Source organism: Streptomyces yunnanensis, assembly GCF_029011865.1.
Taxonomy (GTDB): domain Bacteria; phylum Actinomycetota; class Actinomycetes; order Streptomycetales; family Streptomycetaceae; genus Streptomyces; species Streptomyces yunnanensis.
In genome coordinates this window covers 4348229-4373833 of record NZ_CP095749.1, presented here as the reverse complement: position 1 = coordinate 4373833, position 25605 = coordinate 4348229, and the positions used below count along the sequence as shown (strand labels likewise).

The window sequence follows — 25605 nt, the reverse complement described above, 5'->3', positions numbered from 1 at the left end:
TCTTCCTCGTTTCCCCCGTCGGATGTGGTGCCCGCCGGCACATTCTCCGGGAGGAATGCCCGGTTCCGGTGCGTACGGCGGCATGTACGGCGGGACCGGCACACCCGGCCGGGTGCCCACGTCCACATCCACGTCCACATCCATGCCCGGGTCCATGTCGGGGTCCGCGTCGACGTCCGCGCCCGCGCCCGCGTTCGGTCAACGGGTGGCACGGGCAGGATCCGTGACATGACGTCCCCACAGCCCCCGCAGTCTCCGGGGCACACCACGCTCGCCCGGACCTTCGGCGCGGTCGCCGGGCAGTACGCGGCGGCCCGGCCCGGCTATCCGCCGGCCCTGTTCGACGCGGTCGAGGAGCTGGCCGGGCGGCCGCTCGCCGGGGCCCGGGTGCTGGACGTCGGCGCCGGTACGGGGATCGCCAGCGGGCTGCTCCGGGCGCGCGGCGCGCGGGTCACGGCCGTGGAGCCGAGCGCGGCGATGGCCGCCGAACTGCGCGCCGGGCACCCCGGGATCCCGCTCGTGCGGGCCAGCGGCGACGCCCTGCCGTTCGCCGACCGGGCCGCCTTCGACCTCGTCGGCTACGCCCAGGCGTGGCACTGGACGGACCCGGCCCGCTCGGTCCCGGAGGCGGTGGGGGTCCCCCTGCTCTTTAAGAGCTCGGGGGAGGTGCTGCGGCCGGGCGGCGCGCTGGCGCTGTGGTGGAACGTGCCCGATCCGGACGTCCCGTGGGCCGCCGCCCAGGAGGCCCGGATCGCCCGCCGGCTGCCCGGCTACTACGCCCACGGCATCACCTCCCAGGCCGCCGGCCTGATCCGCGGCCTGGGGCTGGGGCTGCGCCCGGAGACCAGGGTGCTGCGCTGGACGCGCACCGTCCCGCTCGCCACCCACCTCGCGATGCTCGGCAGCCGTTCGTACTTCGCCGCGCTCGGCCCGGCGGCCGCCCCCGTACTGGAGGACGAGCGGGCCGCGCTCCTGGAGGTCTTCCCGGGCGGCCGGGTCGAGGAGGCGTACCGCCTGGACCTCACCGTCGCCCGGCGGCCGGCTTCCTGAGCCCCCGTCACCCCGCGCCCGTACACCCGCTCCCCGGCACCCCCGCCCTACCCGACCCCACCCCACCCCGTAGCGTCGTCCCCGTCCCGGAGGCCGCCGGCGCACGGGCCGCGGCCGAGGGGCGGGGAGGCGGGAGGACACGATGGCGGAGCGGGGACGCGGGGCGACCGACGAGCGGGTCCGGGGGGAGCGGCTGGCGCAGTTCGAGGAGCAGCGGGGCCGGCTGTGGGCCGTGGCGTACCGGATCACGGGGACGGTCAGCGACGCCGACGACGCGGTGCAGGAGACCTGGCTGCGCTGGCAGGGGCTCCCCGACGAGCCGCCGGTGGAGAGCCCCCGCGCGTTCCTCACCACGGTGGTGAGCCGGATCTGCTACGACCTGTTGGGGTCGGCCCGGGCCCGGCGCGAGCTGTACGTGGGGCCCTGGTTGCCCGAGCCGGTGCTGGACGGGGCCGCCGGCGGGTCCGTCGGCGACGGCCGGGCCGGCGTCCCGGACGGCCCGGAGGACCGGGTGACCCTCGACGAGTCGGTGGGCATGGCGCTGCTGACCGTCCTGGAGCGGCTCACCCCGGCCGAACGCACCGCCTTCGTCCTCCACGACGTCTTCGCGGTGCCGTTCCCGGAGATCGCCGAGGCGGTCGGCCGGACCCCGGAATCGGTGCGGCAGCTGGCCTCGCGCGGCCGCCGCCGGGTACGGGCCGAGGCGCCGCGCCGCACCGTGGACCGGGCCGAGCACCGGCGCACCGTGGAGGCGTTCCTGGCGGCCGTCATGGGTGGGGACTTCGAGGCGCTGCTGAACGTCCTGGACCCGGAGGTGGTGTGGCGTGCGGACGGCGGCGGCAAGGTGTCCGCGGCCCGCCGGCCGGTGCTGGGCCGGGACAAGGTCGCCCGCTACGTCCAGGGCCTGGTCACCCGCCACTTCACCCCGGCGACCATGCGGCTGGCGGTCCGGGAGGTCAACGGCTCCCTGGGGATGGTCTTCGCCGACCCGTCGGGGGCGTACCCGGCCGGGGTCTTCGGCTTCACGGTGCACGACGGGTTGATCACCGAGGTGGACGTCGTGCTCAACCCGGACAAGCTCGGGCACCTGGACTTCTCGGACCTGTGAGCGGTGGGCGAAGGCCCCGGGCCCGCAAGCCCGCGGGCCTCCGGGCCTGGCCGCGCTCAGGCGGCCTCGTACTCCCAGTCCGGCGCGCCCTCCCCGTAGAGCCAGTCGTCGAACAGGTCCGTCAGGTCCTCGTCCGTGCGCTGCTGGCAGAAGGCGACGAAGTCCGCGCTGTCGGCGTTGGCGTGCCGGTACTTCGCGGGCCACTCCTTGAGGATCGAGAAGAACGTCTTGTCGCCGACGGCGTTCCGCAGCTGCTGGAGGACCATCGCGCCACGCTCGTAGACCGGCGGCTCGGTGACGTCCGCCGCCGTCGGCACCTTGCCCGGCGGGAAGTCCCAGCGCGCGTCGTCCTCGTCGGAGTGGTAGAGCGCGTCGAACTGCTCCTGCGGGGTCCGGCCGCCCTCGTGCTCCTCCCACAGCCACTCGGCGTAGGTCGCGAAGCCCTCGTTGAGCCAGGTGTCCTGCCAGGTCTTCGGCGTCACCGAGTCGCCGAACCACTGGTGGGCGGTCTCGTGCACCACCGTCGAGGTGTCCGGCGCCCCGGCGTAGACCGGCTTGGTCTGGGTCTCCAGCGCGCCCCAGTCGATCCGCTCCGGGGTGTGGTCGACTATCGCGCCGGCCGACGAGAACGGGTACGGGCCGAACAGCTTGGTGCTCCACGCGAGGATCTCCGGCAGCCGGGACAGCGGTTCCTTGCTGGCCTTGGCCTCCTTCGGATCCACCGCGACGTAGAGCGGCAGGCCCTGCGGCGTGCGGGACTCCTGGACGTCGAACCTGCCGATCGTCGCGGTGGCGAGGTAGCTGGCCATCGGCTCCGCGTTGTGCCACTCGTAAGTGGTCCGCCCGCCCGTGGTCCGCTTGGACTTCAACTCCCCGTTGGCGACCGCGGTGTAGTGCTCCGGCACGGTGATCCGGAAGTCGTAGGCGGCCTTGTCGCCGGGGTGGTTGTTGCCGGGGAACCACGTCATCGTGCCGGCCGGCTCCCCGACGACGAACGCGCCGTCGGCGGTCTTGACCCAGCCCTCGTACCCGCCGCCCTCGTCCTCCATCTCCTCCGGCGTCCCGCGATACTCGACGGTCGTCCGGAACTCCTTGCCCTTGCCGATCCCGGCGGGCGGTCGGACCACCAGCTTGTGCCCCTTGCGGCTGAACTCCGCGTCCCGGTCGTCGACCCGGACGCCGGTCACCGTCATCCCCTGGAGGTCGAGCTGGAAGGACCGCAGGTCCTCGCCGGCCTTGGCGGTGATCGTCGCGGTGCCGTCCAGATGCTGTTCGGCCACGTCGTAGCGGAGGTCGAGGCCGTAGTGCCGGACGTCGTAGCCGCCGTTGCCGAGCGCCGGGAAGAGCGGGTCACCCACCCCGCCGCCGCCCGCCTTCCCCTTGACGGCCGTGCCGCCGGACGTGCACGAGGACAGCAGCAGGGCGACGGACAGCGCGGCGACGGCACCGCATGTGCGGAGGGGGCGACGAAGCAAGGCGCTCCTCGGTCGAACACAGAAAGCGAACAGAAGTTCACCGACCTTACGGTCAATTCCGGCAAATTAGTCAGCCTTCGGTCCGATTGCGACGCGAATCACGCCATCGAACGCCCACCCGTGGGCTGCCCGCTCCGTGGACACCCTCCGCATCCGCCCGCCCACCGGTGCGAGGATGGCCCCGAACAGCTCACGCACCACCGGCGAGGTGAACGCATGGCCCAGAAGGTCGCCGTACTCGGCACCGGAAAAATCGGCGAAGCCCTGCTCAGCGGCATGATCCGCGGCGGCTGGGCGCCCTGCGACCTGTTGGTCACCGCCCGCCGCCAGGAGCGCGCCGAACAGCTCCGCACCCGCTACGGCGTCGAGGCGGTCAGCAACGCCGAGGCCGCCAAGGCCGCCGACACCCTGATCCTCACCGTCAAGCCCCAGGACATGGGCACCCTGCTGACCGAGCTGGCCCCGCACGTCCCCGCCGACCGCCTGGTGATCAGCGGCGCCGCCGGCATCCCGACCTCCTTCTTCGAGGAGCGGCTGGCCCCCGACACCCCGGTCGTCCGGGTCATGACGAACACCCCCGCCCTCGTCGACGAGGCGATGTCCGTCATCTCCGCCGGCACCCACGCCACCGCCGCGCACCTCACCCTCGCCGAGGAGATCTTCTCCACGGTCGGCAAGACCCTGCGCGTCCCGGAGTCCCAGCAGGACGCCGCCACCGCCCTCTCCGGCTCCGGCCCGGCCTACTTCTACTTCCTCGTCGAGGCGATGACCGACGCCGGCATCCTCCTCGGCCTGCCCCGCGACAAGGCCCACGACCTGATCGTCCAGGCTGCCATCGGTGCCGCGGTGATGCTCCGCGACAGCGGCGAACACCCGGTCAAGCTCCGCGAGAACGTCACCTCCCCCGCGGGCACCACCATCAACGCCATCCGCGAACTGGAGAACCACGGCGTGCGCGCCGCCCTGATCGCCGCCCTGGAGGCAGCCCGCGACCGCAGCCGCGAACTGGCCAACGGCAACTGAGGACCCCTGAGCACAACCGGGACCGACCACCGGGGCCTCGCCCCGGACACCGAACGGGAATAACCACCCCCACCCCACCCCGTTGTGGCCCGTAGGGGGCGCTCCTGCCCCCTACGGGATCCGTTCGCCTCCCCCTTACGGGCCCACGGGCCTCTAGGGGCCTTACGGACTCACGAGCCCGCCGGCAACAGCCCCACCGCCTCGTACGCCGCGTCCACCCGCGGCCGCGCCATCCCCCGCGCCCGCTCGGCCCCCGCCCGCAGCACCCCGTCGACGTACCCGGGATCGGCCGCCAGCTCCGCGTGCCGCTCGCGCACCAGCCGCAGCAGTTCCACCACCGCCTCCGCGGTGTCCCGCTTCAACGCCCCGTACGACCCGTACGCCTCCGCCAGCCCGGCCGGATCACCGTCCCCGCGGCAGGCCGCCAGGACGTCCAGCAGATTCGCGACCCCCGGCCGCTCGTCCCGGTCGTACACCACGTCCGTCCCGCCGTCCGTCACGGCGCGCATCACCTTCCGCCGCACCGCGTCCGGCTCGTCCAAGAGATGGACCACCCCGGCGCCGCCGTTCCGCAGGGCCGCCGTCTTGCCCATCTTCGACCGGGGATCCTGAAGGTCCATCACCCGCGCGGCCACCGGCGGAACCGACGCCCGCGGCACCACGAGCACCCGCCCGTACCGCCGGTTGAACCGCACCGCCAGATCCCGCGTGAGCTCCACGTGCTGCGCCTGGTCCTCACCCACGGGCACCTCGTCCGTCCCATACGCCAGGATGTCCGCCGCCATCAGCGCCGGATACGTCAGCAGCGACAGCCGCACCCCGGCGGCCTCCTCGCGGGCGGCCTTCTCCTTGAACTGCACCATCCGCCGCATCTCACCGACGCCGGCGGTGCACTCCATCAGGTACGAGAGCCGCACATGCTCGTCGACATGGCTCTGCACGAACACCGTGCACCGCTCCGGATCCAGCCCCGCCGCCAACAACAGGGTCGCCGCCTGTCGGCTGAGTCGGCGCACCCGCGCCGGATCGTGCTCCACGGTCAGCGCGTGCAGATCCACCACGCAGAACAGCGCATCCGCCCGGTACTGCTCGTCATCGACCCACCGCCGCACCGCCCCGAGGTAGTTCCCCAGCGTCAGATGCCCCGTCGGCTGCACCCCGCTGAACACCCGCGCGGCCGTCCCCGACGTCCCGACCTTCTCGCTCATCCGTCCCTCACTCTCACCGGGACCGCCGCCTGCGCCGGCCGGTGACGAAGGGAGATACGCGAACGGCCGCCGAAGCGGCGGCCGTGGTCATGCATGCGCTGCTGATGCGGCCGCCGTCAGGCGGGCCACCACAGCTTTACGAGCACATGCGCAGTCATGCCCTTCAAAGTACCGGCCGGACCCGTCCCCCGCAGGGATTTGAACCACCCCACCCCCTCGTGTAGTGTTCTCCGAGTTGTCACGGAGCCGACGGCCCCGGACAGCCATCCCGCCGCTTCGCGGCAACCCACTGCTGCACGGCCCCTCAACGGGAGCGAATTTCGCATGCCGAAATTCATTCCGGACGCCTGATTAGGCGTCAGCGAGGAATTCCGCTAACGTAGTGAACACCCCGCCGACGGGGAATCGGATCGAAATTCGAACCGACCGCAACTCACTGAGAAGCGGGCCGGAACGGAAAGAAGATCTGATAAAGTCGGAAAGGCCGAAAAGCGAAAGCGAAGCGGCCGGACCCCACTCCAACAGGGGGCCAGAGACGGAAACGGATCTGGTAAGGTTGGAACCGCGAGGAAGCCGAAAGGCCGAATCGCACCGGCGAAAATCGGAGCCGAAAGGATCTGATAGAGTCGGAGACGCAAGACCGAAGGGAAGCGCCCGGAGGAAGCCCGAGAGGGTGGCCGAAGGAAGCGTCCGTTCCTTGAGAACTCAACAGCGTGCCAAAAGTCAACGCCAGATATGTTGATACCCCGTCTCCATCATGGAGATGAGGTTCCTTTGAAAAGTCCTTCCAATAGCTTTGGGAGGCGCACAGCGAGGACGCTGTGAACCGCGAGGATTATTCCTCCTTGTGGTTCCGCTCAACGCGAGTGTTGATACCGGATTACCGGTAAGCATTCACGGAGAGTTTGATCCTGGCTCAGGACGAACGCTGGCGGCGTGCTTAACACATGCAAGTCGAACGATGAACCGGCTTCGGTCGGGGATTAGTGGCGAACGGGTGAGTAACACGTGGGCAATCTGCCCTTCACTCTGGGACAAGCCCTGGAAACGGGGTCTAATACCGGATATGACACGGGGTCGCATGATCTCCGTGTGGAAAGCTCCGGCGGTGAAGGATGAGCCCGCGGCCTATCAGCTTGTTGGTGAGGTAGTGGCTCACCAAGGCGACGACGGGTAGCCGGCCTGAGAGGGCGACCGGCCACACTGGGACTGAGACACGGCCCAGACTCCTACGGGAGGCAGCAGTGGGGAATATTGCACAATGGGCGAAAGCCTGATGCAGCGACGCCGCGTGAGGGATGACGGCCTTCGGGTTGTAAACCTCTTTCAGCAGGGAAGAAGCGAGAGTGACGGTACCTGCAGAAGAAGCGCCGGCTAACTACGTGCCAGCAGCCGCGGTAATACGTAGGGCGCGAGCGTTGTCCGGAATTATTGGGCGTAAAGAGCTCGTAGGCGGCTTGTCACGTCGGATGTGAAAGCCCGGGGCTTAACCCCGGGTCTGCATTCGATACGGGCAGGCTAGAGTTCGGTAGGGGAGATCGGAATTCCTGGTGTAGCGGTGAAATGCGCAGATATCAGGAGGAACACCGGTGGCGAAGGCGGATCTCTGGGCCGATACTGACGCTGAGGAGCGAAAGCGTGGGGAGCGAACAGGATTAGATACCCTGGTAGTCCACGCCGTAAACGTTGGGAACTAGGTGTGGGCGACATTCCACGTCGTCCGTGCCGCAGCTAACGCATTAAGTTCCCCGCCTGGGGAGTACGGCCGCAAGGCTAAAACTCAAAGGAATTGACGGGGGCCCGCACAAGCAGCGGAGCATGTGGCTTAATTCGACGCAACGCGAAGAACCTTACCAAGGCTTGACATACACCGGAAAACCGTGGAGACACGGTCCCCCTTGTGGTCGGTGTACAGGTGGTGCATGGCTGTCGTCAGCTCGTGTCGTGAGATGTTGGGTTAAGTCCCGCAACGAGCGCAACCCTTGTTCTGTGTTGCCAGCATGCCTTTCGGGGTGATGGGGACTCACAGGAGACTGCCGGGGTCAACTCGGAGGAAGGTGGGGACGACGTCAAGTCATCATGCCCCTTATGTCTTGGGCTGCACACGTGCTACAATGGCCGGTACAATGAGCTGCGATACCGCGAGGTGGAGCGAATCTCAAAAAGCCGGTCTCAGTTCGGATTGGGGTCTGCAACTCGACCCCATGAAGTCGGAGTTGCTAGTAATCGCAGATCAGCATTGCTGCGGTGAATACGTTCCCGGGCCTTGTACACACCGCCCGTCACGTCACGAAAGTCGGTAACACCCGAAGCCGGTGGCCCAACCCCTTGTGGGAGGGAATCGTCGAAGGTGGGACTGGCGATTGGGACGAAGTCGTAACAAGGTAGCCGTACCGGAAGGTGCGGCTGGATCACCTCCTTTCTAAGGAGCATCTAGGCAGTCGCAAGATTGTCCAGAGCCACTACGTCGGCGAGTGTTCGACGGTGGTTAGCTCATGGGTGGAACGTTGACTACTCGGCACACAGGGATCGATCGGGACGCTAGTACTGCCTTTGGGCGTGGAACGCGGATCGGGTCGGGTCTGGGTGTCGGGCACGCTGTTGGGTGTCTGAGGGTGCGGACTATGGTCTGAGCCTTCGCGATGCCGGCCCCGGTGAAGCGCCTCTTGTGGGTGTGTGACGGGTGGCTGGTCGTTGTTTGAGAACTGCACAGTGGACGCGAGCATCTGTGGCCAAGTTTTTAAGGGCGCACGGTGGATGCCTTGGCACCAGGAACCGATGAAGGACGTGGGAGGCCGCGATAGGCCCCGGGGAGCTGTCAACCGAGCTTTGATCCGGGGGTGTCCGAATGGGGAAACCCGGCAGTCGTCATGGGCTGTCACCCGCTGCTGAACACATAGGCAGTGTGGAGGGAACGCGGGGAAGTGAAACATCTCAGTACCCGCAGGAAGAGAAAACAACCGTGATTCCGGGAGTAGTGGCGAGCGAAACTGGATGAGGCTAAACCAGTCACGTGTGATACCCGGCAGGGGTTGCGTGGTTGGGGTTGTGGGAGCTTTCTTGATCGGTCTGCCGGCCGGTCGGTGAGTCAGAAACCGTTGATGTAGGCGAAGGACATGCGAAAGGTCCGGCGTAGAGGGTAAGACCCCCGTAGCTGAAACGTCAGCGGCTTGCTTGAGAGCCACCCAAGTAGCACGGGGCCCGAGAAATCCCGTGTGAATCTGGCGGGACCACCCGTTAAGCCTAAATATTCCCTGGTGACCGATAGCGGATAGTACCGTGAGGGAATGGTGAAAAGTACCGCGGGAGCGGAGTGAAATAGTACCTGAAACCGTGTGCCTACAAGCCGTGGGAGCGTCGCGCAGAGACTTGTTCTTTGCGTCGTGACTGCGTGCCTTTTGAAGAATGAGCCTGCGAGTTTGCGGTATGTTGCGAGGTTAACCCGTGTGGGGAAGCCGTAGCGAAAGCGAGTCCGAATAGGGCGTTGGAGTAGCATGCTCAAGACCCGAAGCGGAGTGATCTAGCCATGGGCAGGTTGAAGCGGAGGTAAGACTTCGTGGAGGACCGAACCCACCAGGGTTGAAAACCTGGGGGATGACCTGTGGTTAGGGGTGAAAGGCCAATCAAACTCCGTGATAGCTGGTTCTCCCCGAAATGCATTTAGGTGCAGCGTCGTGTGTTTCTTGCCGGAGGTAGAGCACTGGATAGGCGATGGGCCCTACCGGGTTACTGACCTTAGCCAAACTCCGAATGCCGGTAAGTGAGAGCGCGGCAGTGAGACTGTGGGGGATAAGCTCCATGGTCGAGAGGGAAACAGCCCAGAGCATCGACTAAGGCCCCTAAGCGTGTGCTAAGTGGGAAAGGATGTGGAGTCGCAGAGACAACCAGGAGGTTGGCTTAGAAGCAGCCACCCTTGAAAGAGTGCGTAATAGCTCACTGGTCAAGTGATTCCGCGCCGACAATGTAGCGGGGCTCAAGTACACCGCCGAAGTCGTGTCATTGCAGCATGAGGGCTAACGCCTGTTGTGATGGGTAGGGGAGCGTCGTGTGCCGGGTGAAGCAGCCGTGGAAACGAGTTGTGGACGGTTCACGAGTGAGAATGCAGGCATGAGTAGCGATACAAGAGTGGGAAACTCTTGCGCCGATTGACTAAGGGTTCCTGGGTCAAGCTGATCTGCCCAGGGTAAGTCGGGACCTAAGGCGAGGCCGACAGGCGTAGTCGATGGACAACCGGTTGATATTCCGGTACCCGCTTTGAAGCGCCCAATACTGAATCAGGCGATGCTAAGTCCGTGAAGCCGTCCTGGATCCTTCGGGTGAAGGGGAGTGGTGGAGCCGACGGACCAGACTTGTAGTAGGTAAGCGATGGGGTGACGCAGGAAGGTAGTCCAGCCCGGGCGGTGGTTGTCCCGGGGTAAGGGTGTAGCCCGAGAGATAGGCAAATCCGTCTCTCATGCAGGGTGAGACCTGATGCCGAGCCGATTGTGGTGAAGTGGATGATCCTATGCTGTCGAGAAAAGCCTCTAGTGAGTTTCAAGGCGGCCCGTACCCTAAACCGACTCAGGTGGTCAGGTAGAGAATACCGAGGCGTTCGGGTGAACTATGGTTAAGGAACTCGGCAAAATGCCCCCGTAACTTCGGGAGAAGGGGGGCCATTTCTGGTGATGACATTTGCTGTCTGAGCTGGGGGTGGCCGCAGAGACCAGCGAGAAGCGACTGTTTACTAAAAACACAGGTCCGTGCGAAGCCGTAAGGCGATGTATACGGACTGACGCCTGCCCGGTGCTGGAACGTTAAGGGGACCGGTTAGCTCCATTTCGGTGGGGCGAAGCTGAGAACTTAAGCGCCAGTAAACGGCGGTGGTAACTATAACCATCCTAAGGTAGCGAAATTCCTTGTCGGGTAAGTTCCGACCTGCACGAATGGCGTAACGACTTCTCGACTGTCTCAACCATAGGCCCGGTGAAATTGCATTACGAGTAAAGATGCTCGTTTCGCGCAGCAGGACGGAAAGACCCCGGGACCTTTACTATAGCTTGATATTGGTGTTCGGTTCGGCTTGTGTAGGATAGGTGGGAGACTTTGAAGCGCCAACGCCAGTTGGTGTGGAGTCGTTGTTGAAATACCACTCTGGTCGTGCTGGATGTCTAACCTGGGTCCGTGATCCGGATCAGGGACAGTGTCTGGTGGGTAGTTTAACTGGGGCGGTTGCCTCCTAAAGGGTAACGGAGGCGCCCAAAGGTTCCCTCAGCCTGGTTGGTAATCAGGTGTTGAGTGTAAGTGCACAAGGGAGCTTGACTGTGAGACTGACGGGTCGAGCAGGTACGAAAGTAGGGACTAGTGATCCGGCGGTGGCTTGTGGAAGCGCCGTCGCTCAACGGATAAAAGGTACCCCGGGGATAACAGGCTGATCTTCCCCAAGAGTCCATATCGACGGGATGGTTTGGCACCTCGATGTCGGCTCGTCGCATCCTGGGGCTGGAGTCGGTCCCAAGGGTTGGGCTGTTCGCCCATTAAAGCGGTACGCGAGCTGGGTTTAGAACGTCGTGAGACAGTTCGGTCCCTATCCGCTGCGCGCGTAGGAGTCTTGAGAAGGGCTGTCCCTAGTACGAGAGGACCGGGACGGACGGACCTCTGGTGTGCCAGTTGTTCTGCCAAGGGCATGGCTGGTTGGCTACGTTCGGAAAGGATAACCGCTGAAAGCATCTAAGCGGGAAGCCTGCTTCGAGATGAGGGCTCCCACCCACTTGATGGGGTAAGGCTCCCAGTAGATGACTGGGTTGATAGGCCAGATATGGAAGCGCCGTAAGGTGTGGAGTTGACTGGTACTAATAGGCCGAGGGCTTGTCCTCAGTTGCTCGCGTCCACTGTGTTGGTTCTGAAGCCACGAACAGACCAACGGTTGTTTAGTGTTTCATAGTGTTTCGGTGGTTATAGCGTTAGGGAAACGCCCGGTTACATTCCGAACCCGGAAGCTAAGCCTTTCAGCGCCGATGGTACTGCAGGGGGGACCCTGTGGGAGAGTAGGACGCCGCCGAACTAATTTTAGAAGAAGCCCTGTTGGGAACCTCGGTTCCCAACAGGGCTTTTTTGCGTTGTCCTGCGGGGGTGTGGGGGCATCCGGGGGATCAGGCGGGGCGGGGGAGGGTGGTGGCGGTGAGCAGGATGCCGTGGGAGGCGTGCCAGCGGCCGGGGAGGACGGGGGCCGGGACGTCGGCCGGCCAGGGGAGGAGGAGCCGGGCGATGAAGGTGCCGGTGGTGGGGGTGAACGTGATCTCGGCGTCGTCGAATTGGAGGGGGCGGGGGGCGAGCGGGGCGCAGGTCTTGTAGACGGATTCCTTGGCGCTGAAGAGGAGACGGTCCCAGGGGATGTCGGGGTGGGTGGCGTCGAGGTCCTGGAGGTGGGTGCGTTCGGTGGGGGTGGTGATGCCGGCGCGGACGGCGGCGGGCAGGGGGGCGTGGGGTTCGGCGTCGATGCCCAGGTGGGGGAGGTCGGCGGAGTGGGCCACGGCGGCGGCGCGGTAGCCGTCGCAGTGGGTGATGCTGCCGGTGATGCCTAGGGGCCAGGCGGGGGCGCCGGTGGGGCCCGGGGGGACCGGGGTCGGGGGGAGACCCAGGCGGGTCAGGGCGCGGTGGGCGCACTGGCGGGCGGTGGTGAATTCGCGGCGGCGTTTCTCGCCGGCGTGGGCGATCTCGCGTTCCTCGATCGGGAAGAGGCCGTTGGGGGCGGTGGCCGGGGGGTCCCCGAGGGCGTCCTCTCCTACGGCGTGCGGGGGGAGGACGTGCTCGATGAGCATGGGGGTCAACTCCTCGGGTGGGGGCCGGAGGTGAGGGGCCGTGGGGGGACGACTCTATGTGACGGGGGCTACAAAGAAGGTCGTTGCCGAATCTAGGTCGCGTGACCTAGTGTCTGCGGTGTGGACGATGACCTCCAGCTTGATGTGAATGGTCCGGTGCTCGTGGTCGGCGGTTATGGGACCGTCGGCGGCGATCTGACCCGGCTCGCTGCTCCCTCCTGGCCGTTGCTGCTCACCGGGCGTACGCCTGAGAAGGGGCAGGCGTTGGCCGATGAGGTCGGGGCGGAGGTGCGGCGCTGGGACCTGAGCGATCCGGAGCCGTTCGCGGCGAAGGCGCGGGCCGTGATCAGCACGGTGAACGACCCGGACGACCGGGTGATGCTGGCCGCCGTCCGGGGCGGGGTGCCGTATGTGGACATCACGCGGTGGACGGCGCGGTTGCAGCGGGCCACGGCGGTTGCCGCGGTCAACCCGCCGAAGGCGCCGGTGCTGCTCTCGTCGAGTTGGATGGGCGGGGTCAGCGCGCTGGTCACCGCGGCGCTGGCGGCCGAGCTCGGCGGTGCGTCCGGGGTGCAGATCGCCATCCGGTACGACCTGAAGGACCGGGCCGGTACGGACTCGGTGGAGTTCATGGACCGGCTGGGGCTGGACTACGAGGTGACCGAGAACGGCCAGCGGCGGATGATCATGCCGTTGAGCGACGCCGGGTTCGTCCAGATCGGCGCGCACCGGACGAAGGTGGCGCGGATCGACACGCCGGAGCAGTTCACGCTGCCGCTGGTGCTGGGGCTGGACACCGCGATCACGCGGATCGGGTTCAGCGCGAACTCGTCGACGTCGACGCTGCTGGCGCTGAAGAAGACCGGGTTCTTCCGGTGGGGGCGGGGCGACGCGTTCGAGAAGACCCGGCGGGGGATGCTGTACTCGCCCGGTGAGGGCGGGTCGGCGCTGCTGCGGATCGATGTCCGCGGGCGGGGCGGCGAGCGGCGCACCGCGGTGGTCGAGGACACTGCCGGGCAGGCCCATCTCACCGCGCTGGGCGGGCTGTTGGGGCTGCGTCGGGTGCTGGGGGCGGACGGTGCAAAGGCGCCGACCGGGGTGGTCTTCCCCGAGATGACGCCGGTGCCGCAGGACGTCGTCGGCGCGCTGGAGAAGGCCGGGGTCGAGGTCACGGTGTCATGAGCGAGGAGAAGTGCGGCGGCAAGCCGCAGCTGACGCGGCAGGGGAGCCTGCGGCGGACGAGTCTGCTGGATGCCGCCGAGACCGTACTGGTCGCCAAGGGCAATGCGGATGCCTCGCTGCGGGCCATCGCCGGTGAGGCGGGGGTGCGGGTCGGGCATCTGCAGCACTACTTCCCGACCCGGGCCGACCTGATAAAGGCCGTGCTGGAGCGGGCGTTGGACCGTTCGCTGGAGCGGCTGGCGGAGACGACGGGGCTGCGGCTGGACCGGGAGGACCCGTCGGCCATCGAGGTGCCGGAGGGCGGCCGGGCGGAACCCGCCGAGGTGGTGGCGGTGGTGCTCGCCGAGCAGGATGACCCGCAACTGGTCCGGTTGTACGTCGAGGTGTGGGCGCTGGCGGCGCGGGACGACGAGATCGCCGCGGTGGTCCGGGAGTTCTACCAGAAGTACGTGGCCCATGTGGAGGCGTTCGTGCAGCAGGGGCGGCCGGAGTGGTCCGCCGGTTTCTGCCGCGCGCGGGCCGAGACGTTCGTGGCGTTGGTCGAGGGGGCGGCCCTGATGAGGTCGGGGATCGCCGGGAGCCGGTCGGGCGCGATGGATCAGCAACTCGCGCAGCAGGCCGTGCAGTTGCTCCGGGACTGAGTCCGGGGCGGGTTTCTTCGGGGCCGGCCGGCCCGTGGCGTGTGGGCCGCGGCATGGGCCGGCGGCCCGTCATCCATGGCACATATGGGGGGATTGCGTCATGTCCGAGGTGTTCGATCTTGCTGAGTTGGCGGCTTCGGCGGAGCTGGAGCGGGAGTTGGGGCGGCTGCGCCCGCGGCCGGCGCCGCCCGGGTCGTCTGCTTCCCGCACGCGGGCGGCGGCGCCGGCACCTACCGGCCGCTGGCCACCGCCGTCGCCGCCCGCACCGTCGGCGACCGCCCCCACGAGGTGCTGGCGGTCCAGTACCCGGGGCGGAACGACCGGATCCGGGAGGCCCGCGTCGAGGACCTGCGGGCGCTGGCGGCCGGCGCCCACCGGGCGGTCGCGGCGCTGGCCGACCGGCCGCTGGTCCTGTTGGGCCACAGCATGGGCGCCCTGGTGGCCTACGAGGTGGCCCGCCTCCTGGAACGGGACGGGGCCGGCCCGGCGCACCTGGTCGTCTCCGGTGCCTGGGCGCCGTCCCGGGTGCGCGGCGGCACGGTCCACCTCAGGGACGACGACGGGCTGATCGACGAGATCCGGCGCACCCGGGGCACCGACCCGCGACTGCTGGACAACCGGGACGTGCTGGCCATGGCGCTGCCCGTGGTCCGCAGCGACTACAAGGCGGTGGAGACCTACCGGCACCGGGCCGGCCCGGCGCTGGCCACCCCGGTCACCGCGCTGACCGGCGACCGCGACCCGCTGGTCACCGTCGAGGAGGCGGCGGCCTGGGCGGAGCACACCGCCGGCGGCTTCCGGCTGCGGGTCTTCCCCGGCGGCGACCACTTCTACCTCACCGGGCACTGGCCGGAGGTGGCGGACCACCTGGTCACCGCCCCGCCGCGCCCGTCAGGCCGGTGCGAAGTCCTGCGGCCAGCGGGCGCGGGCCTGCTCGCGTGAGCGCATGGTGGCCAACGTCAGCAGGCCGCGCTCCCGGCCCGTCTCCAGCAGGCCCGGCAGGGCGGGCAGCGGGGCGAGCGCGGCGATGTCGTCCAGGACGAGGGTGAGTGGTGGGTCGAGCCGACCGGCGGATGACCGTTCGGCCATGCGGCGGCCGTGCTCGACCACGTGCGAGAGGAGTGCGGTGAGCAGCGGCATCGCACCCGGGTCGGTGCGCGGGTCCTCGATGGACTCGCCCACTAGGTACAGCGTTCCCCCCTCGGCGACGAATGATTCGAGGACGAGCGCATCGGCTCGCAGCGGATTGCTGGCGTCACGGATGTGCACCGAGGACAGCGCGGCCAGCGCCCGGCCGAGCAACTCCTTGGCCAGTTCCCGGCGTTCGGCGTGCGCGGTGAGCACCGACTCCAGCTCGCCGGCCTGCCCGGCGGACGCCCCGGCGTGGGTGCGCAGGATGCGGACCGGCTCCTGGGCGCCGCCCGCGGCGTGCGCCCAGCGGTGCAGCTGACGGAACGGGCGGTCGTCCAGCGCGGCGGCGTGCAGCCAGCAGCGCAGCAGGGTCTGTGCGGCGTCCGCGACGGCCGAGTCCAGTGTGCTGGCCGGGCGGACCGGGGCCAGCAGCGCGACGGCGCGGGCCGCCGCGGTGCCGATGTCCTCGCAGCCCGCGGTGGGCGACCAGCGCAGCCGGGCCGGGGTGTCCAGGAGGTGCGTGGGGTCGTAGGCCAGCAGCGGGCCCAGCTTGGCGCGGGCGTCCTTGGTCTCGGCCCACAGGGCGGGATCGGTGGTGGCGAGCACCAGGGGGCCGGGCGCGGCGGTGGCGGCGGCCAGCGCCGCGGCGCGGGCGGCGGCCCGGTCGCGGCCGAACTGGACGCGGGGGAGCGCCGGTTCGGGCTCCGGGGACGGTTCCGGCGGGGGCGCGGCGGCGGTGCCGCGCTGCTCGGGGAGCGGGCCGGGGACCGGCAGCGGTGCCGCGGCCCGGGCCGGCGTCTGCGGGACGACGGGCGCCACCCCGGGCCCGGGGGCCGCTGGGCCCGTCGCGGGCGGCGAGGGGGGCCGTGGAGCGGCTTGTGGGGCGGTCGGCGCGGCCGTCTCGGACGCCGCGGGGGCGCCCGGTCGGCCGGCCCGCGCCCGTGCGGCCCGCGCGCGCCGCTCGGCCCGCCGGGTCGCCCGCACGGTCCGGTACCGCGTCACCGTCCCCAGCACGAAGATCGACAGCACCAGCAGCACCATCAGCTCGCCGACGAACAGCCCCCAGAACAGGCCGTAGCCCGACAGCTGCTCCTTCGGGGCGTCCGGCCAGGCCGCCGCGATGTCGTGCGGCGCGGCGATCAAGTGCCGCAGCGCCAGCGGCGTACCGGTGTACGTCACCCCCGACGGCCAGCCGCCGTGTGCGAGCAGCCCGGCCAGCCCGGTCGCCGTCCACACCACCAGGGTCAGCCCCAGCAGGAAGCCGATCAGCCCCACCAGCAGGGCGTCGGGGACGCCCCGGTTCCTGGGCCGGCCGCCCGGGCGGCCGGCCGCGCCGTCGTGGTCACCGTCGTAGCCGCGGCCGTCCCGGGGGCGGTAGCCGGCGCCGGCGCCGTCTTCGTCGTATCCGCGCGTCACGCCACCGTCTCGCTCGACTCGTCCCGCAACTGCCGTTCCATCGCGATGGCCTCGGCGCGCGCCTCGGCCTCGGCGTCCGCCGCCAGCGCCAGCGCGCGCGCCTCGTCCGTCGGCAGGGAGGCCGACTCGGTCATCGCCCGGTCGGTGTAGACCAGCGGGCGCTCGGCCTCGGTGATGAGGTGCTTGACGACCTGCACATTGCCGTTGACGTCCCAGACGGCGATACCGGGGGTCAGGGTCGGAATGATCTCCACCGCCCAGCGCGGCAGCCCGAGCACCCGCCCGGTGGCCCGTGCCTCGTCGGCCTTCTGGGCGTAGATGGTCCGGGTGGACGCCATCTTCAGGATCGCCGCGGCCTCCCGCGCCGCCGCGCCGTCCACCACGTCGCTGAGGTGGTGGACGACGGCCACGAAGGACAGGCCCAGCCGGCGGCCGAACTTCAGCAGCCGCTGGAAGAGCTGGGCGACGAAGGGCGAGTTGATGATGTGCCAGGCTTCCTCGACCAGGAAGATCCGCTTCTTGCGGTCGGGCCGGATCCAGGTGTGCTCCAGCCACACCCCCACGATCGCCATCAGGATCGGCATCGCGATGGAGTTCCGGTCGATGTGCGAGAGGTCGAAGACGATCAGCGGCGCGTCCAGGTCGATGCCGGCCGTGGTCGGGCCGTCGAACATCCCGCGCAGGTCGCCGTCGACCAGCCGGTCCAGCACCAGCGCCACGTCCAGGCCCCAGGCGCGGACGTCGTCTATGTCGACGTTCATCGCCTCCGCGGACGCCGGCTCGGGGTGCCGCAGCTGCTCGACGATGTCGGACAGCACCGGCTGCCGGCTGCGGGACAGGCCGTCCGTGCCGTCCTCGTAGGTGCTCAGCACCGCCGCGTGCGCCACCTTCAGGGCGAAGCCGGCGCGTTCGTCCAGACCGTGCCCCATGGCGACCTCGATGATCGTCCGGAGCAGGGCCAGCTGACCGGTGGTGGTGATCGAGGGGTCGAGCGGGTTGAGGCGGATGCCGCCGTTGAGGGCGGCGGTCGGGTCCAGGCGGATGGGGGTTATCCCCAGCTGCTGGGCGATGAGGTTCCACTCGCCGACGCCGTCCTCGCCCTGTGCGTCCAGCACCACGACCTGCCGGTCGCGGAACCGCAGCTGCCGCAGCACATAGGTCTTCTCCAGCGCGGACTTGCCGTTGCCGGACTCGCCGAGCACCAGCCAGTGCGGCGCCGGCAACTGCTGCCCGTACAGCTGGAAGGGGTCGTAGATGTACCCCTTGCCGGAGTACACCTCGCGCCCGATGATCACGCCCGAGTCGCCGAGCCCGGGAGCCGCCGTCGGCAGGTAGACCGCCTGCGCCTGACCGGTGGAGGTGCGTACGGGCAGCCGTGTCGTCTCCACCTTCCCGTACAGGAAGCTGGTGAAGGCTTCGGTGAGGGCACCGAGCGGGTCGAACATGGCCATGACGTACGCGCCTCCCAGGGCTTCAGCGGCGTTGGCGGCGTTAGCGGCGGATACCGGTCGCGAACGGCAGGGTGTTCACGAACGCCCGATGGTGTTCACGGTCGCACCACTCCAGCTTGAGGTAGGACTTGCCCGCCGAGGCACGGATGGTCCGCTTGTCGCGGGCCAGCGCCTCGGGCGACCGGGACGAGACGGTGAGGTAGCCGACGAGGTTGACGCCGGCCGCGCCGGACGCCAGGTCCTCGCCGCGCTGGTCCACCCGGCCGTGGTGCGCCACGTCCCGCGGGTCCACCACCCGGTTCATCTTCGCCGCGCGACTGGCCTCCGCGTCGTCGTTGGTCTTCTCCGTCAGCATCCGCTCGATGGCCACCTCGGTGGGCTCCAGATCCATGCAGACCGCGACCGTCCGGATCACGTCCGGGGTGTGCACGAGCAGCGGCGCGAGGAAGTTGACGCCCACCGGGGTCAGCGGCCACTCCTTGATCCAGGCGGTGGAGTGGCACCACGGCGCCCGCGTCGAGGACTCCCGGGTCTTGGCCTGGAGGTACGTCGCCTCGGTCGCGTCCAGCTCGGCCGGCCAGGCGTTGCGCCTGCTCATCGCCTGGATGTGGTCGATCGGGTGGTCCGGGTCGTACATGGAGTGCACCAGGGACGCCAGGCGCGCCTGCCCGAGCGGCTGGCGCACCCGGATGTCCGCCTCCGTCAACCGGGCGCAGATGTCGGTCAGCTCACGGGCCATCACCACCGCCAGCCCGGCGTCCCGGTCCAGCTTCCGGCGCAGCAGCCCGCCGCGCTGGGCGGCCGCGGCGCGGGCCATGGTGACCGCCTCGGCGGCCAGCTCCCGGGTGTAGTGCATGCACGCGACCAGATAGGCCCGGTGCTGCTCGGACGACGTCGACACCATCGACTGCAACTGGTCGTAGGACTCCTGCAGCCACCGCGGGGAGTCGACGTCGCCCCGCTGGGTGACGTCCTTGGCGTGCGCGTCCGGGTCGGCGGGCAGCGTGCGCGCCAGTATCTGCAGCCGCGTCACGAAGCCGTCCCCGTTGGCGACGTGCTTCAGCAGCGTGCCGAACCGGTCGACCAGCGCCTCCTGGTCCTCGCTGTCCCGCAGGCCGACGCCCGGCCCCTCGATCTCGATCGCCGCGGTCACCGTCCGCCGGTCGGCGTGCAGCAGCACCGCGATCTCGTCCGGCCCGAACGGCGCCGACAGCCAACTGATCCGCCCGATCCCGGGCGGCGGCCCGATCTCCACTTCCCTCCCGTCCAGCCGTACCCCGGCTTCCATGGCCCCGGAGCGGTACACCGCCCCTCCCTTGCGCACCGTACGCCGGAAACTCCGCCGGACCTCGAACCACTTGTAGTACGTACGCCCCTTGTACGGCACGTAGACCACGGCCAGCCCCAGCATCGGGAACCCCGTCAGCGAGGCGATCCGCAGCGGCAGCGAGGGCACCAGCAGCCCGCACACCATCCCGAGGAACGCGCCGGCGATGATCAGCGTGATCTCGCCGGTCTCCCGGTTCTTGCCGACGACGGCGTTGGGCCGGGCACGGCCGATCAGATACGTGCGCCGCGGCGCGATCGGCTGGGACGGCGTGCTCAACGCCCCTCACCTCCAGGAGTCTTGCCGGTGCGGGGGCCGCCGGTGCCGGGGTTCGTCCGCGGGGCCGGCGCCGCCGGGGTCGCCCGGGAGCCGTGCGCGGCGACACCGCCGGAGACCGCGTCGGCAGGCCGGGACTGCCCGCCCTGGGCGCCACCCCCGCCGTCGCCGCCCGACCGGCGGGCGCTGTGCGTCTTGATGCCCTGCGAGACAAGTGCCGCGGGCGACGAGATCATGGCGGCCGCCTGACTGCCGTCGGTGGCCCGTCCCTTGCTCGACCGCGCCGAGACCATCTCGTCGCCGAAGCCCGGCACGAAGCGGTAGATCACCGCACTCGCGAAGATCGCCAGGACGATGATGGCCAGCCCGGACACCACGGCCGAGAAGGCGTTCGGCCCCTTGTCCCCGGAGAGCGCGCCGGCGATCCCCAGCACGATCACGATCACCGGCTTCACCATGATCACCGCGATCATGATGCCGGCCCAGCGGCGGACGTGGCCCCACATGTTCTTGTCGACCAGCCCGGCGTACACCACCGTCCCCAGCAGCGCCCCGACGTACAGCAGCGCGGCCCGGATCACCAGCTCCAGCCACAGCACACCGGCGGCCAGCACGGACACCAGCGACACCACGATCAGCATGATCGGGCCGCCGCCGATGTCCGTCCCCTTGGTCAGCGCCTGCGAGAACGCCCCGAAGAACGTGTCGGTCTGCGCCCCCGTCCCCTTCGCGATGATCTCGGTGACCCCGTCGGTCGCCGACACCACCGTGTACAGGATCAACGGCGTGAACGCGGACGCCAGCACCGTCAGCCAGAGGAACCCGACCGCCTCGCTGATCGCCTCGGTCAGCCGCACGCCCCGCACGGCCCGCTTGGCGACGGCCAGCAGCCACAGCACCAGCGTGAGCACCGTGGACGCGGCGAAGACCACCGCGTACTGCCGCAGGAACGCCGCGTTCGTGAAGTCCACCTGGGAGGTCGCCTTCACGGCCCCCGACAATTTATCGACAATCCACGCGGCGGCCTTGGCACATCCCTGCGCAAGCGAACCGAGGGGGTCTAGGGGGTTGTTGTCTAGGGGGTTGCTCGGCAGGGAGCCGCCTCCGCCGTGGTTCTGTTGCTGGCAGTCCCGTAGGGCGGGGCCGCTGAAGCCGGCGCAGGGGTCGGGCGGCGCAGCCACGGCGCGTGTCGCAAGCACGAGGACAAGGGTTTGCGTGGCGGCCAGCGCGGCGATGACCGAGGACACGCGGCGGTGCTTGGGCCTACCGGGCATAGGTGAAACCTCCGTAGCCTTGCACTGCCTTGGTCATGTCGTCGGCCGACGCGACGGCTTGGTCGCGCCCGATCGGGGCGGGGCCGTCCTTCTGCGTGAAGTCGACGACCTTCCAGTTCCCGTCGGCCCACTGCAGGTCATAGGTGGTGGTGTACCAACTCTCTGTGACCGGCTTCTGGGACTTTGCGCCCGCGAGGCCGAAGAGGGCCGAGTACCAGACCGAGACCTTGGCTGTGCCGCCCTTGAACGATTCGGTCTTCGTGCCGACGGGGTTGGCGCGCGAGACGAAGGTCATGCCCTCTGGTGCTGTGCCGTCCGGGTTGAGGCCGAACTGTTTGAGGTGGGCGGGGTTCGCGTATGTCTTGTCGAGTTCGCCCTTGCGTGCCGCTGCCACGGCCGGCGCATAGACGGTCTGGACGATCTCCTGCCGGCGGACGGCGTTGTACATACCGTCGCTGCCCAGCGCCACCACATAATTGGCCGCCGCCGACTGCGCCCCCTGTTCCGTCTGCGGGAAGCCCGAGGCGATGCCGCCGGTCTTGCCGGTGACCGGCTTGGTGCCGGTGGGGGCGGTCGGTTGGGCCGCGGCCTGGTCCTTGGTGGAGCCGCCGGAGCCGGAACCGGAGCCGGTCTCGTCGTTGCCGCTGCCGCCGCGGTTGGCGAAGGCGATGGCCGCGATCAGCAGGACGACCACGCCGACGACCGTGATGAGGTTGCGGCTGGAGAGGCCGGACCGGGCGCGGCGGGGCGCGCCGTAGGTGTCGCTCTCGCCGTCGGGAAGTCTGGTCCGGGTCTGGCCCGTGCCGGTGCCACGGCCGTCGCCGTAGCCTCCGTCGTCGCCGATACTCATCGCGCCTGTGCCCCCTCTGCCGCCATCGCCGCTGCCGCCCTCGCCGTCCGTGCCGTTGGTGTGCCGCCTTCATATGACCGTAGCTGCGTGGGCGGCGGCTCGGGTGAAGTGGTACGAGTACATCTCACCGTGACGGTTCCTCAGTTGCTGGGCGGCAGAGGCGAATGGGGGACTCTGGGCGGTTTGCGCCCCTCGTCCGCCGAACGCCCGCCGCGGCCTGCTGGTCTCCGGAACCACCTGTCCCCGCGACGCGGGCCACCCAATCGGCCCGCTGGTGGCGGGCGTGGTCACGGCGCGGCTCAGGGCCCCTTGGGACGGGGTGAAGGGGCGTCAGCATGGGGCCTCGGGCAGGGGGGTGGGGCATATCGGGGTACGGGAGGGCATGGGGCGGCGGAGGGAGGTCGGGCGGGGGCGCACGGGGAGCGGCGCGGGGACGGGCGCGTGCCGACGTGCGCGGTGTGGTGACCGGTGGCGGCGGGCAGGGCTGGGGGTGGGGCCCTCCCTCGCACCTGGACGGCGCGGAGGGTCCCCCGCGTCGGGGCGCCCGGGTCGTCCGGCGGCCTGGAGGGCGGGCGCCGGCCCGCCGTCGCCCGGCGGCTAGACGGCCATGCCGTAGACGATGGTGAACAGCGTGCCCAGCGAGCCGATGATGAAGACGCCGGTGAGGCCGGCCACGATCAGGCCCTTGCCCTGTTCGGCGCTGAAGGTGTCGCGGAGCGCGGTGGCACCGATGCGCTGCTTGGCGGCGCCCCAGATGGCGATGCCGAGGCAGATCAGGATCGCCACCGCCATGATGACCTGCACCATCACGCGGGCCTCGTTGCCGAGGGTGCCGAACGGCCCCCAGTCCGGGGCGATGCCGCCGATGATGGTGGTGATGTCGCCTTTTTCGGCCGCAATGAACATGTGAGAACTCACCGCCCCATTATGGGTAGTTGCCGGGTCGTGCCGTGCGGCACGGGCCCAGTCTCTATCTTCGCTGACAAAGACGCCATCAGATGTCGACTTGGCGGCTTTCTTTGACGGATCCGGTGGGGGTGTGGTGTGTGCGGCCCCGTCCGTCGTCCGTCGCCCCCCTTGCCTCACCGTGTGTATCACGGGCGATAACGCTGAGCAATGACTGTCGGGGCGGGGCGGGGGGCGGCCCCTGGGCGGTGTGTACTTGAGGGGCGGTGCCGCCAAGGCGCGGTGCGGGGCGGTGGTCTGACGCGCCGGAGGATCGTCCGCGCCGGAGCGCGGGGGCGGCGGATGTGACGGGAATCGCACACCGTTCGAAGCGCCCCGTGCGCTGCTCCGTGCGCCTCGGTGCGGCGGCAGGGCGCGCGGTGGCCGACGAAAGGGCTGTGAACCTGGCCTGAATGGGGGAGGGTTGTGGGGTGCGGAAATTCTGGACGACCGGCGGGCTCGGGGTGGGGCTGTTGCTCCTCCTGGTCGGGCTGCTCGTGATCGGGACGTACGGGGCGGCGGCCGGACTGGCGGGCGCCGCCGGCCGGGCGGTCGGGCTGGCCAAGGGGGCGGTGCCGGCCGCGTACCAGTCGTTGGTCCAGAAGTGGGGGACGCTCTGCCCGGCCATCAACCCGGCACTGCTGGCGGCCCAGCTCTATCAGGAGAGCGGCTGGAACGCGCACGCGCAGAGCCCCGCGGACGCGCGCGGCATCGCGCAGTTCATCCCGGGGACGTGGGCCACCCACGGCATCGACGGCAACGGCGACGGCAAGAAGGACATCTGGGATCCGGAGGACGCCATTCCGTCGGCCGCCTCGTACGACTGCGAACTGGCCAGTTATGTGAAGGACGCGGCGGGCAACGCCACCGCGAACATGCTCGCGGCGTACAACGCGGGCGCGTACCGGGTCATCCAGTACAACGGCGTCCCGCCCTACCAGGAGACGCAGAACTACGTGAAGACCATCACGACGCTGGCCAAGAGCTTCGAGGCGCCGGTCGGCCCGGTGGCGCCCTCCCGGCAGGCCGCGGCGGCCATCTACTTCGCGCAGGGGAAGCTCGGCACGCCCTATCTGTGGGGCGGCAACGGAACGGCGGACCAGGGCGGGCGGTTCGACTGCTCCGGCCTGACCAAGGCCGCCTACGAGTCGGTGGGCATCGGGCTGCCGCGGGTGGCCAACGACCAGTGGAACGCCGGTCCGCACCCGAAGCGGAACGAGCTGCTCCCGGGCGACCTGGTGTTCTTCGCCTACGACCTGAACGACCCGCGGTCCATCCACCACGTGGGGCTCTACGTCGGCGGTGGATACATGATCAACGCGCCCTACACCGGCGCGGTGATCCGGTTCGACAAGATCGACACGCCGGACTACATCGGCGCCACCCGCGTGACGTCGGATGGCGCGAAAGCGCTCCCCACCGGGAACGCCGGGTGAACATAAGTCCTGAGCTGCGGCGACGTGTCAAGCTTCGATAACGTCCTGGTGATCATCCCGTGGAGAGTGGAACGCCGGGGATGGGCCGGGCGTTTCCTTGGCGTGGGGACACGGCAGCGCCCGCGGCAGCACGGGCTCGACGGCCACACAGATCGGCAACGGGGGTTGGTAGCACTGGGCGGCGCTCGCAGGGCGCGCGGAAGATAAGGGGCCACGGCAGATGGCTGGACTCGCATTCGAGGGGCCGAACCCCGATGTCGACGTGCTCGACGGCATCAACGGCCTCGCGAAGGACGCCCCGCAGTGGGTGAACCGCGCGATGGAGTTCATCGGTGAGTACGGCATCATCGCCGCCCTCGGAGTGCTGTGTCTGATCGCCTGGTGGGTCGCCCGCCGTCGGCCCGAGCGGGGGCCGGCCGCGATCGCCGGACTGGTCTGGGCGCCGCTGGCCGCCGGGTTGGCGCTGCTGGCCAACATCCCGATCCGCGGGTTCGTCGAGCGCCCCCGGCCGTTCAAGGACCACACCGGGCTCGCGGTGCTGATCCCCGGCAAGAGCGACTTCTCGTTCGTCAGCGACCACGCCACGCTCACCATGGCCGTCGGCGTCGGCCTGTTCATCGCGCACCGCCGGTTCGGCCTGATCGGGATCGGGCTGGCGCTGCTGGAGGGCTTCTGCCGGGTCTACATGGGCGTGCACTACCCGACGGACGTGATCGGCGGGTTCGCCCTCGGCACGGCCGTCGCGCTGCTGCTGGCGCCGCTCGCGCAGGCGCTGCTGGTGCCGCTGACGACGGCGATCGAGCGGTCGCCGCTGGCCTGGCTGGTCCGGGCCGGGGGCCGGTCGACGGAGCGGGCGGCGGACGGCCGCGACGCCGAGCCCGGCCCGGTGGTGGCCGCCGAGCCGGCGCTGCGCCACCACGAGAGGGACAAGGACCTGGCGGCCTGAGGCCGTCCGCCGCGGCACGGCGGCACGGCGGCATGACGGTGTGACGGCGCGCCGGACGCGCAGGGCGAT

At 69.4% G+C, this 25605-nt stretch carries 17 protein-coding genes and 3 rRNA genes; 11 read left to right on the top strand and 9 right to left on the bottom strand.

Going from position 1 to position 25605, the window contains the following annotated elements; genetic code table 11:
- Positions 1-228 precede the first annotated feature (228 nt).
- Positions 229-1050 carry a class I SAM-dependent methyltransferase gene (locus MOV08_RS18740; RefSeq protein ID WP_275308198.1) on the top strand — a complete coding sequence of 274 codons (822 nt, stop codon included), beginning with the start codon at positions 229-231 and terminating at the stop codon, positions 1048-1050.
- A gap of 142 nt (positions 1051-1192) precedes the next feature.
- Positions 1193-2158 (top strand): RNA polymerase sigma factor SigJ, encoded by a 966-nt coding sequence (sigJ, locus tag MOV08_RS18735; protein WP_275308196.1) that lies wholly within the window; start codon positions 1193-1195, stop codon positions 2156-2158.
- Between the two features lie 56 nt (positions 2159-2214).
- On the opposite strand, the gene MOV08_RS18730 is transcribed toward sigJ, so the two are convergent.
- A complete protein-coding gene (locus tag MOV08_RS18730; protein WP_039634067.1) occupies positions 2215-3633 on the bottom strand; it encodes a M1 family metallopeptidase in 1419 nt (472 codons plus the stop codon).
- 216 nt (positions 3634-3849) lie between these two features.
- Here MOV08_RS18730 and proC point away from each other — a divergent pair, with 216 nt between their 5' ends.
- Complete coding sequence (gene proC / locus MOV08_RS18725; protein ID WP_039634065.1) at positions 3850-4656, top strand: pyrroline-5-carboxylate reductase; 807 nt, start codon at positions 3850-3852, stop codon at positions 4654-4656.
- A gap of 170 nt (positions 4657-4826) precedes the next feature.
- Here proC and trpS read toward each other — a convergent pair whose 3' ends face one another.
- A complete protein-coding gene (gene trpS / locus MOV08_RS18720) occupies positions 4827-5864 on the bottom strand; it encodes a tryptophan--tRNA ligase (protein WP_275308194.1) in 1038 nt (345 codons plus the stop codon).
- Positions 5865-6757: 893 nt separating this feature from the next.
- On the opposite strand from trpS, the gene MOV08_RS18715 reads away from it, so the two are divergent.
- The 3 genes from MOV08_RS18715 to rrf all read left to right on the top strand — a co-directional run bounded on the left by MOV08_RS18715 (position 6758) and on the right by rrf (position 11904).
- Positions 6758-8286: ribosomal RNA gene (locus MOV08_RS18715) — 16S ribosomal RNA — on the top strand.
- Between the two features lie 308 nt (positions 8287-8594).
- A 23S ribosomal RNA gene (locus tag MOV08_RS18710) occupies positions 8595-11716 on the top strand.
- Between the two features lie 71 nt (positions 11717-11787).
- Positions 11788-11904 (top strand): 5S ribosomal RNA (gene rrf / locus MOV08_RS18705).
- Together the 16S, 23S and 5S rRNA genes form the textbook arrangement of a ribosomal RNA operon.
- An 88-nt stretch (positions 11905-11992) precedes the next feature.
- Here the strand turns inward: rrf and MOV08_RS18700 are convergent.
- Positions 11993-12661 carry a 4'-phosphopantetheinyl transferase family protein gene (locus MOV08_RS18700; protein WP_275308193.1) on the bottom strand — a complete coding sequence of 223 codons (669 nt, stop codon included), beginning with the start codon at positions 12659-12661 and terminating at the stop codon, positions 11993-11995.
- Positions 12662-12817: 156 nt separating this feature from the next.
- Here MOV08_RS18700 and MOV08_RS18695 point away from each other — a divergent pair, with 156 nt between their 5' ends.
- From MOV08_RS18695 to MOV08_RS18685, 3 genes are all read left to right on the top strand, one after another.
- On the top strand, positions 12818-13843 hold the full coding sequence (locus tag MOV08_RS18695) for a saccharopine dehydrogenase family protein (protein WP_275311826.1): 1026 nt from the start codon (positions 12818-12820) through the stop codon (positions 13841-13843).
- Complete coding sequence (locus tag MOV08_RS18690; RefSeq protein ID WP_275308191.1) at positions 13840-14484, top strand: TetR/AcrR family transcriptional regulator; 645 nt, start codon at positions 13840-13842, stop codon at positions 14482-14484. Before MOV08_RS18695 ends, MOV08_RS18690 begins: the two co-directional genes overlap by 4 nt.
- Before the next feature lie 240 nt (positions 14485-14724).
- Positions 14725-15426, top strand: coding sequence for a thioesterase II family protein (locus MOV08_RS18685; protein ID WP_275311825.1), 702 nt, complete (start codon positions 14725-14727; stop codon positions 15424-15426).
- Here the strand turns inward: MOV08_RS18685 and MOV08_RS18680 are convergent.
- The 6 genes from MOV08_RS18680 to MOV08_RS18655 all read right to left on the bottom strand — a co-directional run bounded on the left by MOV08_RS18680 (position 15376) and on the right by MOV08_RS18655 (position 23115).
- Positions 15376-17031: a TraM recognition domain-containing protein gene (locus MOV08_RS18680; RefSeq protein WP_420834180.1), complete on the bottom strand. Its 1656-nt coding sequence runs from the start codon at positions 17029-17031 to the stop codon at positions 15376-15378. The two genes, MOV08_RS18685 and MOV08_RS18680, sit on opposite strands and share 51 nt — an antisense overlap.
- Complete coding sequence (locus MOV08_RS18675; RefSeq protein ID WP_039641074.1) at positions 17028-18476, bottom strand: ATP-binding protein; 1449 nt, start codon at positions 18474-18476, stop codon at positions 17028-17030. Before MOV08_RS18675 ends, MOV08_RS18680 begins: the two co-directional genes overlap by 4 nt.
- 46 nt (positions 18477-18522) lie before the next feature.
- Entirely contained in the window at positions 18523-20088 is a 1566-nt protein-coding gene (locus MOV08_RS18670; RefSeq protein WP_275308190.1) for an SCO6880 family protein, read from the bottom strand.
- Positions 20085-21359, bottom strand: a complete 1275-nt coding sequence (locus MOV08_RS18665) for a hypothetical protein (RefSeq protein ID WP_275308189.1) — start codon at positions 21357-21359, stop codon at positions 20085-20087. Before MOV08_RS18665 ends, MOV08_RS18670 begins: the two co-directional genes overlap by 4 nt.
- Positions 21349-22209 carry a hypothetical protein gene (locus MOV08_RS18660; protein WP_275308188.1) on the bottom strand — a complete coding sequence of 287 codons (861 nt, stop codon included), beginning with the start codon at positions 22207-22209 and terminating at the stop codon, positions 21349-21351. Before MOV08_RS18660 ends, MOV08_RS18665 begins: the two co-directional genes overlap by 11 nt.
- 597 nt (positions 22210-22806) lie before the next feature.
- Entirely contained in the window at positions 22807-23115 is a 309-nt protein-coding gene (locus tag MOV08_RS18655; protein ID WP_039634054.1) for a hypothetical protein, read from the bottom strand.
- A 470-nt stretch (positions 23116-23585) separates the two neighbouring features.
- Between MOV08_RS18655 and MOV08_RS18650 the strand changes: the two genes are divergently transcribed.
- Both MOV08_RS18650 and MOV08_RS18645 read left to right on the top strand, forming a co-directional pair.
- Positions 23586-24590, top strand: coding sequence for a C40 family peptidase (locus MOV08_RS18650; RefSeq protein WP_039634053.1), 1005 nt, complete (start codon positions 23586-23588; stop codon positions 24588-24590).
- Between the two features lie 220 nt (positions 24591-24810).
- On the top strand, positions 24811-25536 hold the full coding sequence (locus MOV08_RS18645; RefSeq protein ID WP_275308186.1) for a phosphatase PAP2 family protein: 726 nt from the start codon (positions 24811-24813) through the stop codon (positions 25534-25536).
- Positions 25537-25605 lie beyond the last annotated feature (69 nt).

Excerpts from the sequence above, each read along its gene's own strand:
- MOV08_RS18690 (WP_275308191.1), top strand. The coding sequence starts at position 13,840 with ATGAGCGAGGAGAAGTGCGGCGGCAAGCCGCAGCTGACGCGGCAGGGG.
- MOV08_RS18740 (WP_275308198.1), top strand. The coding sequence starts at position 229 with ATGACGTCCCCACAGCCCCCGCAGTCTCCGGGGCACACCACGCTCGCC.
- MOV08_RS18655 (WP_039634054.1), bottom strand. The coding sequence starts at position 23,115 with ATGTTCATTGCGGCCGAAAAAGGCGACATCACCACCATCATCGGCGGC.
- proC (WP_039634065.1), top strand. The coding sequence starts at position 3,850 with ATGGCCCAGAAGGTCGCCGTACTCGGCACCGGAAAAATCGGCGAAGCC.
- MOV08_RS18665 (WP_275308189.1), bottom strand. The coding sequence starts at position 21,359 with ATGCCCGGTAGGCCCAAGCACCGCCGCGTGTCCTCGGTCATCGCCGCG.
- MOV08_RS18700 (WP_275308193.1), bottom strand. The coding sequence starts at position 12,661 with ATGCTCATCGAGCACGTCCTCCCCCCGCACGCCGTAGGAGAGGACGCC.
- MOV08_RS18645 (WP_275308186.1), top strand. The coding sequence starts at position 24,811 with ATGGCTGGACTCGCATTCGAGGGGCCGAACCCCGATGTCGACGTGCTC.
- MOV08_RS18675 (WP_039641074.1), bottom strand. The coding sequence starts at position 18,476 with ATGTTCGACCCGCTCGGTGCCCTCACCGAAGCCTTCACCAGCTTCCTG.
- sigJ (WP_275308196.1), top strand. The coding sequence starts at position 1,193 with ATGGCGGAGCGGGGACGCGGGGCGACCGACGAGCGGGTCCGGGGGGAG.
- trpS (WP_275308194.1), bottom strand. The coding sequence starts at position 5,864 with ATGAGCGAGAAGGTCGGGACGTCGGGGACGGCCGCGCGGGTGTTCAGC.
- MOV08_RS18660 (WP_275308188.1), bottom strand. The coding sequence starts at position 22,209 with ATGAGTATCGGCGACGACGGAGGCTACGGCGACGGCCGTGGCACCGGC.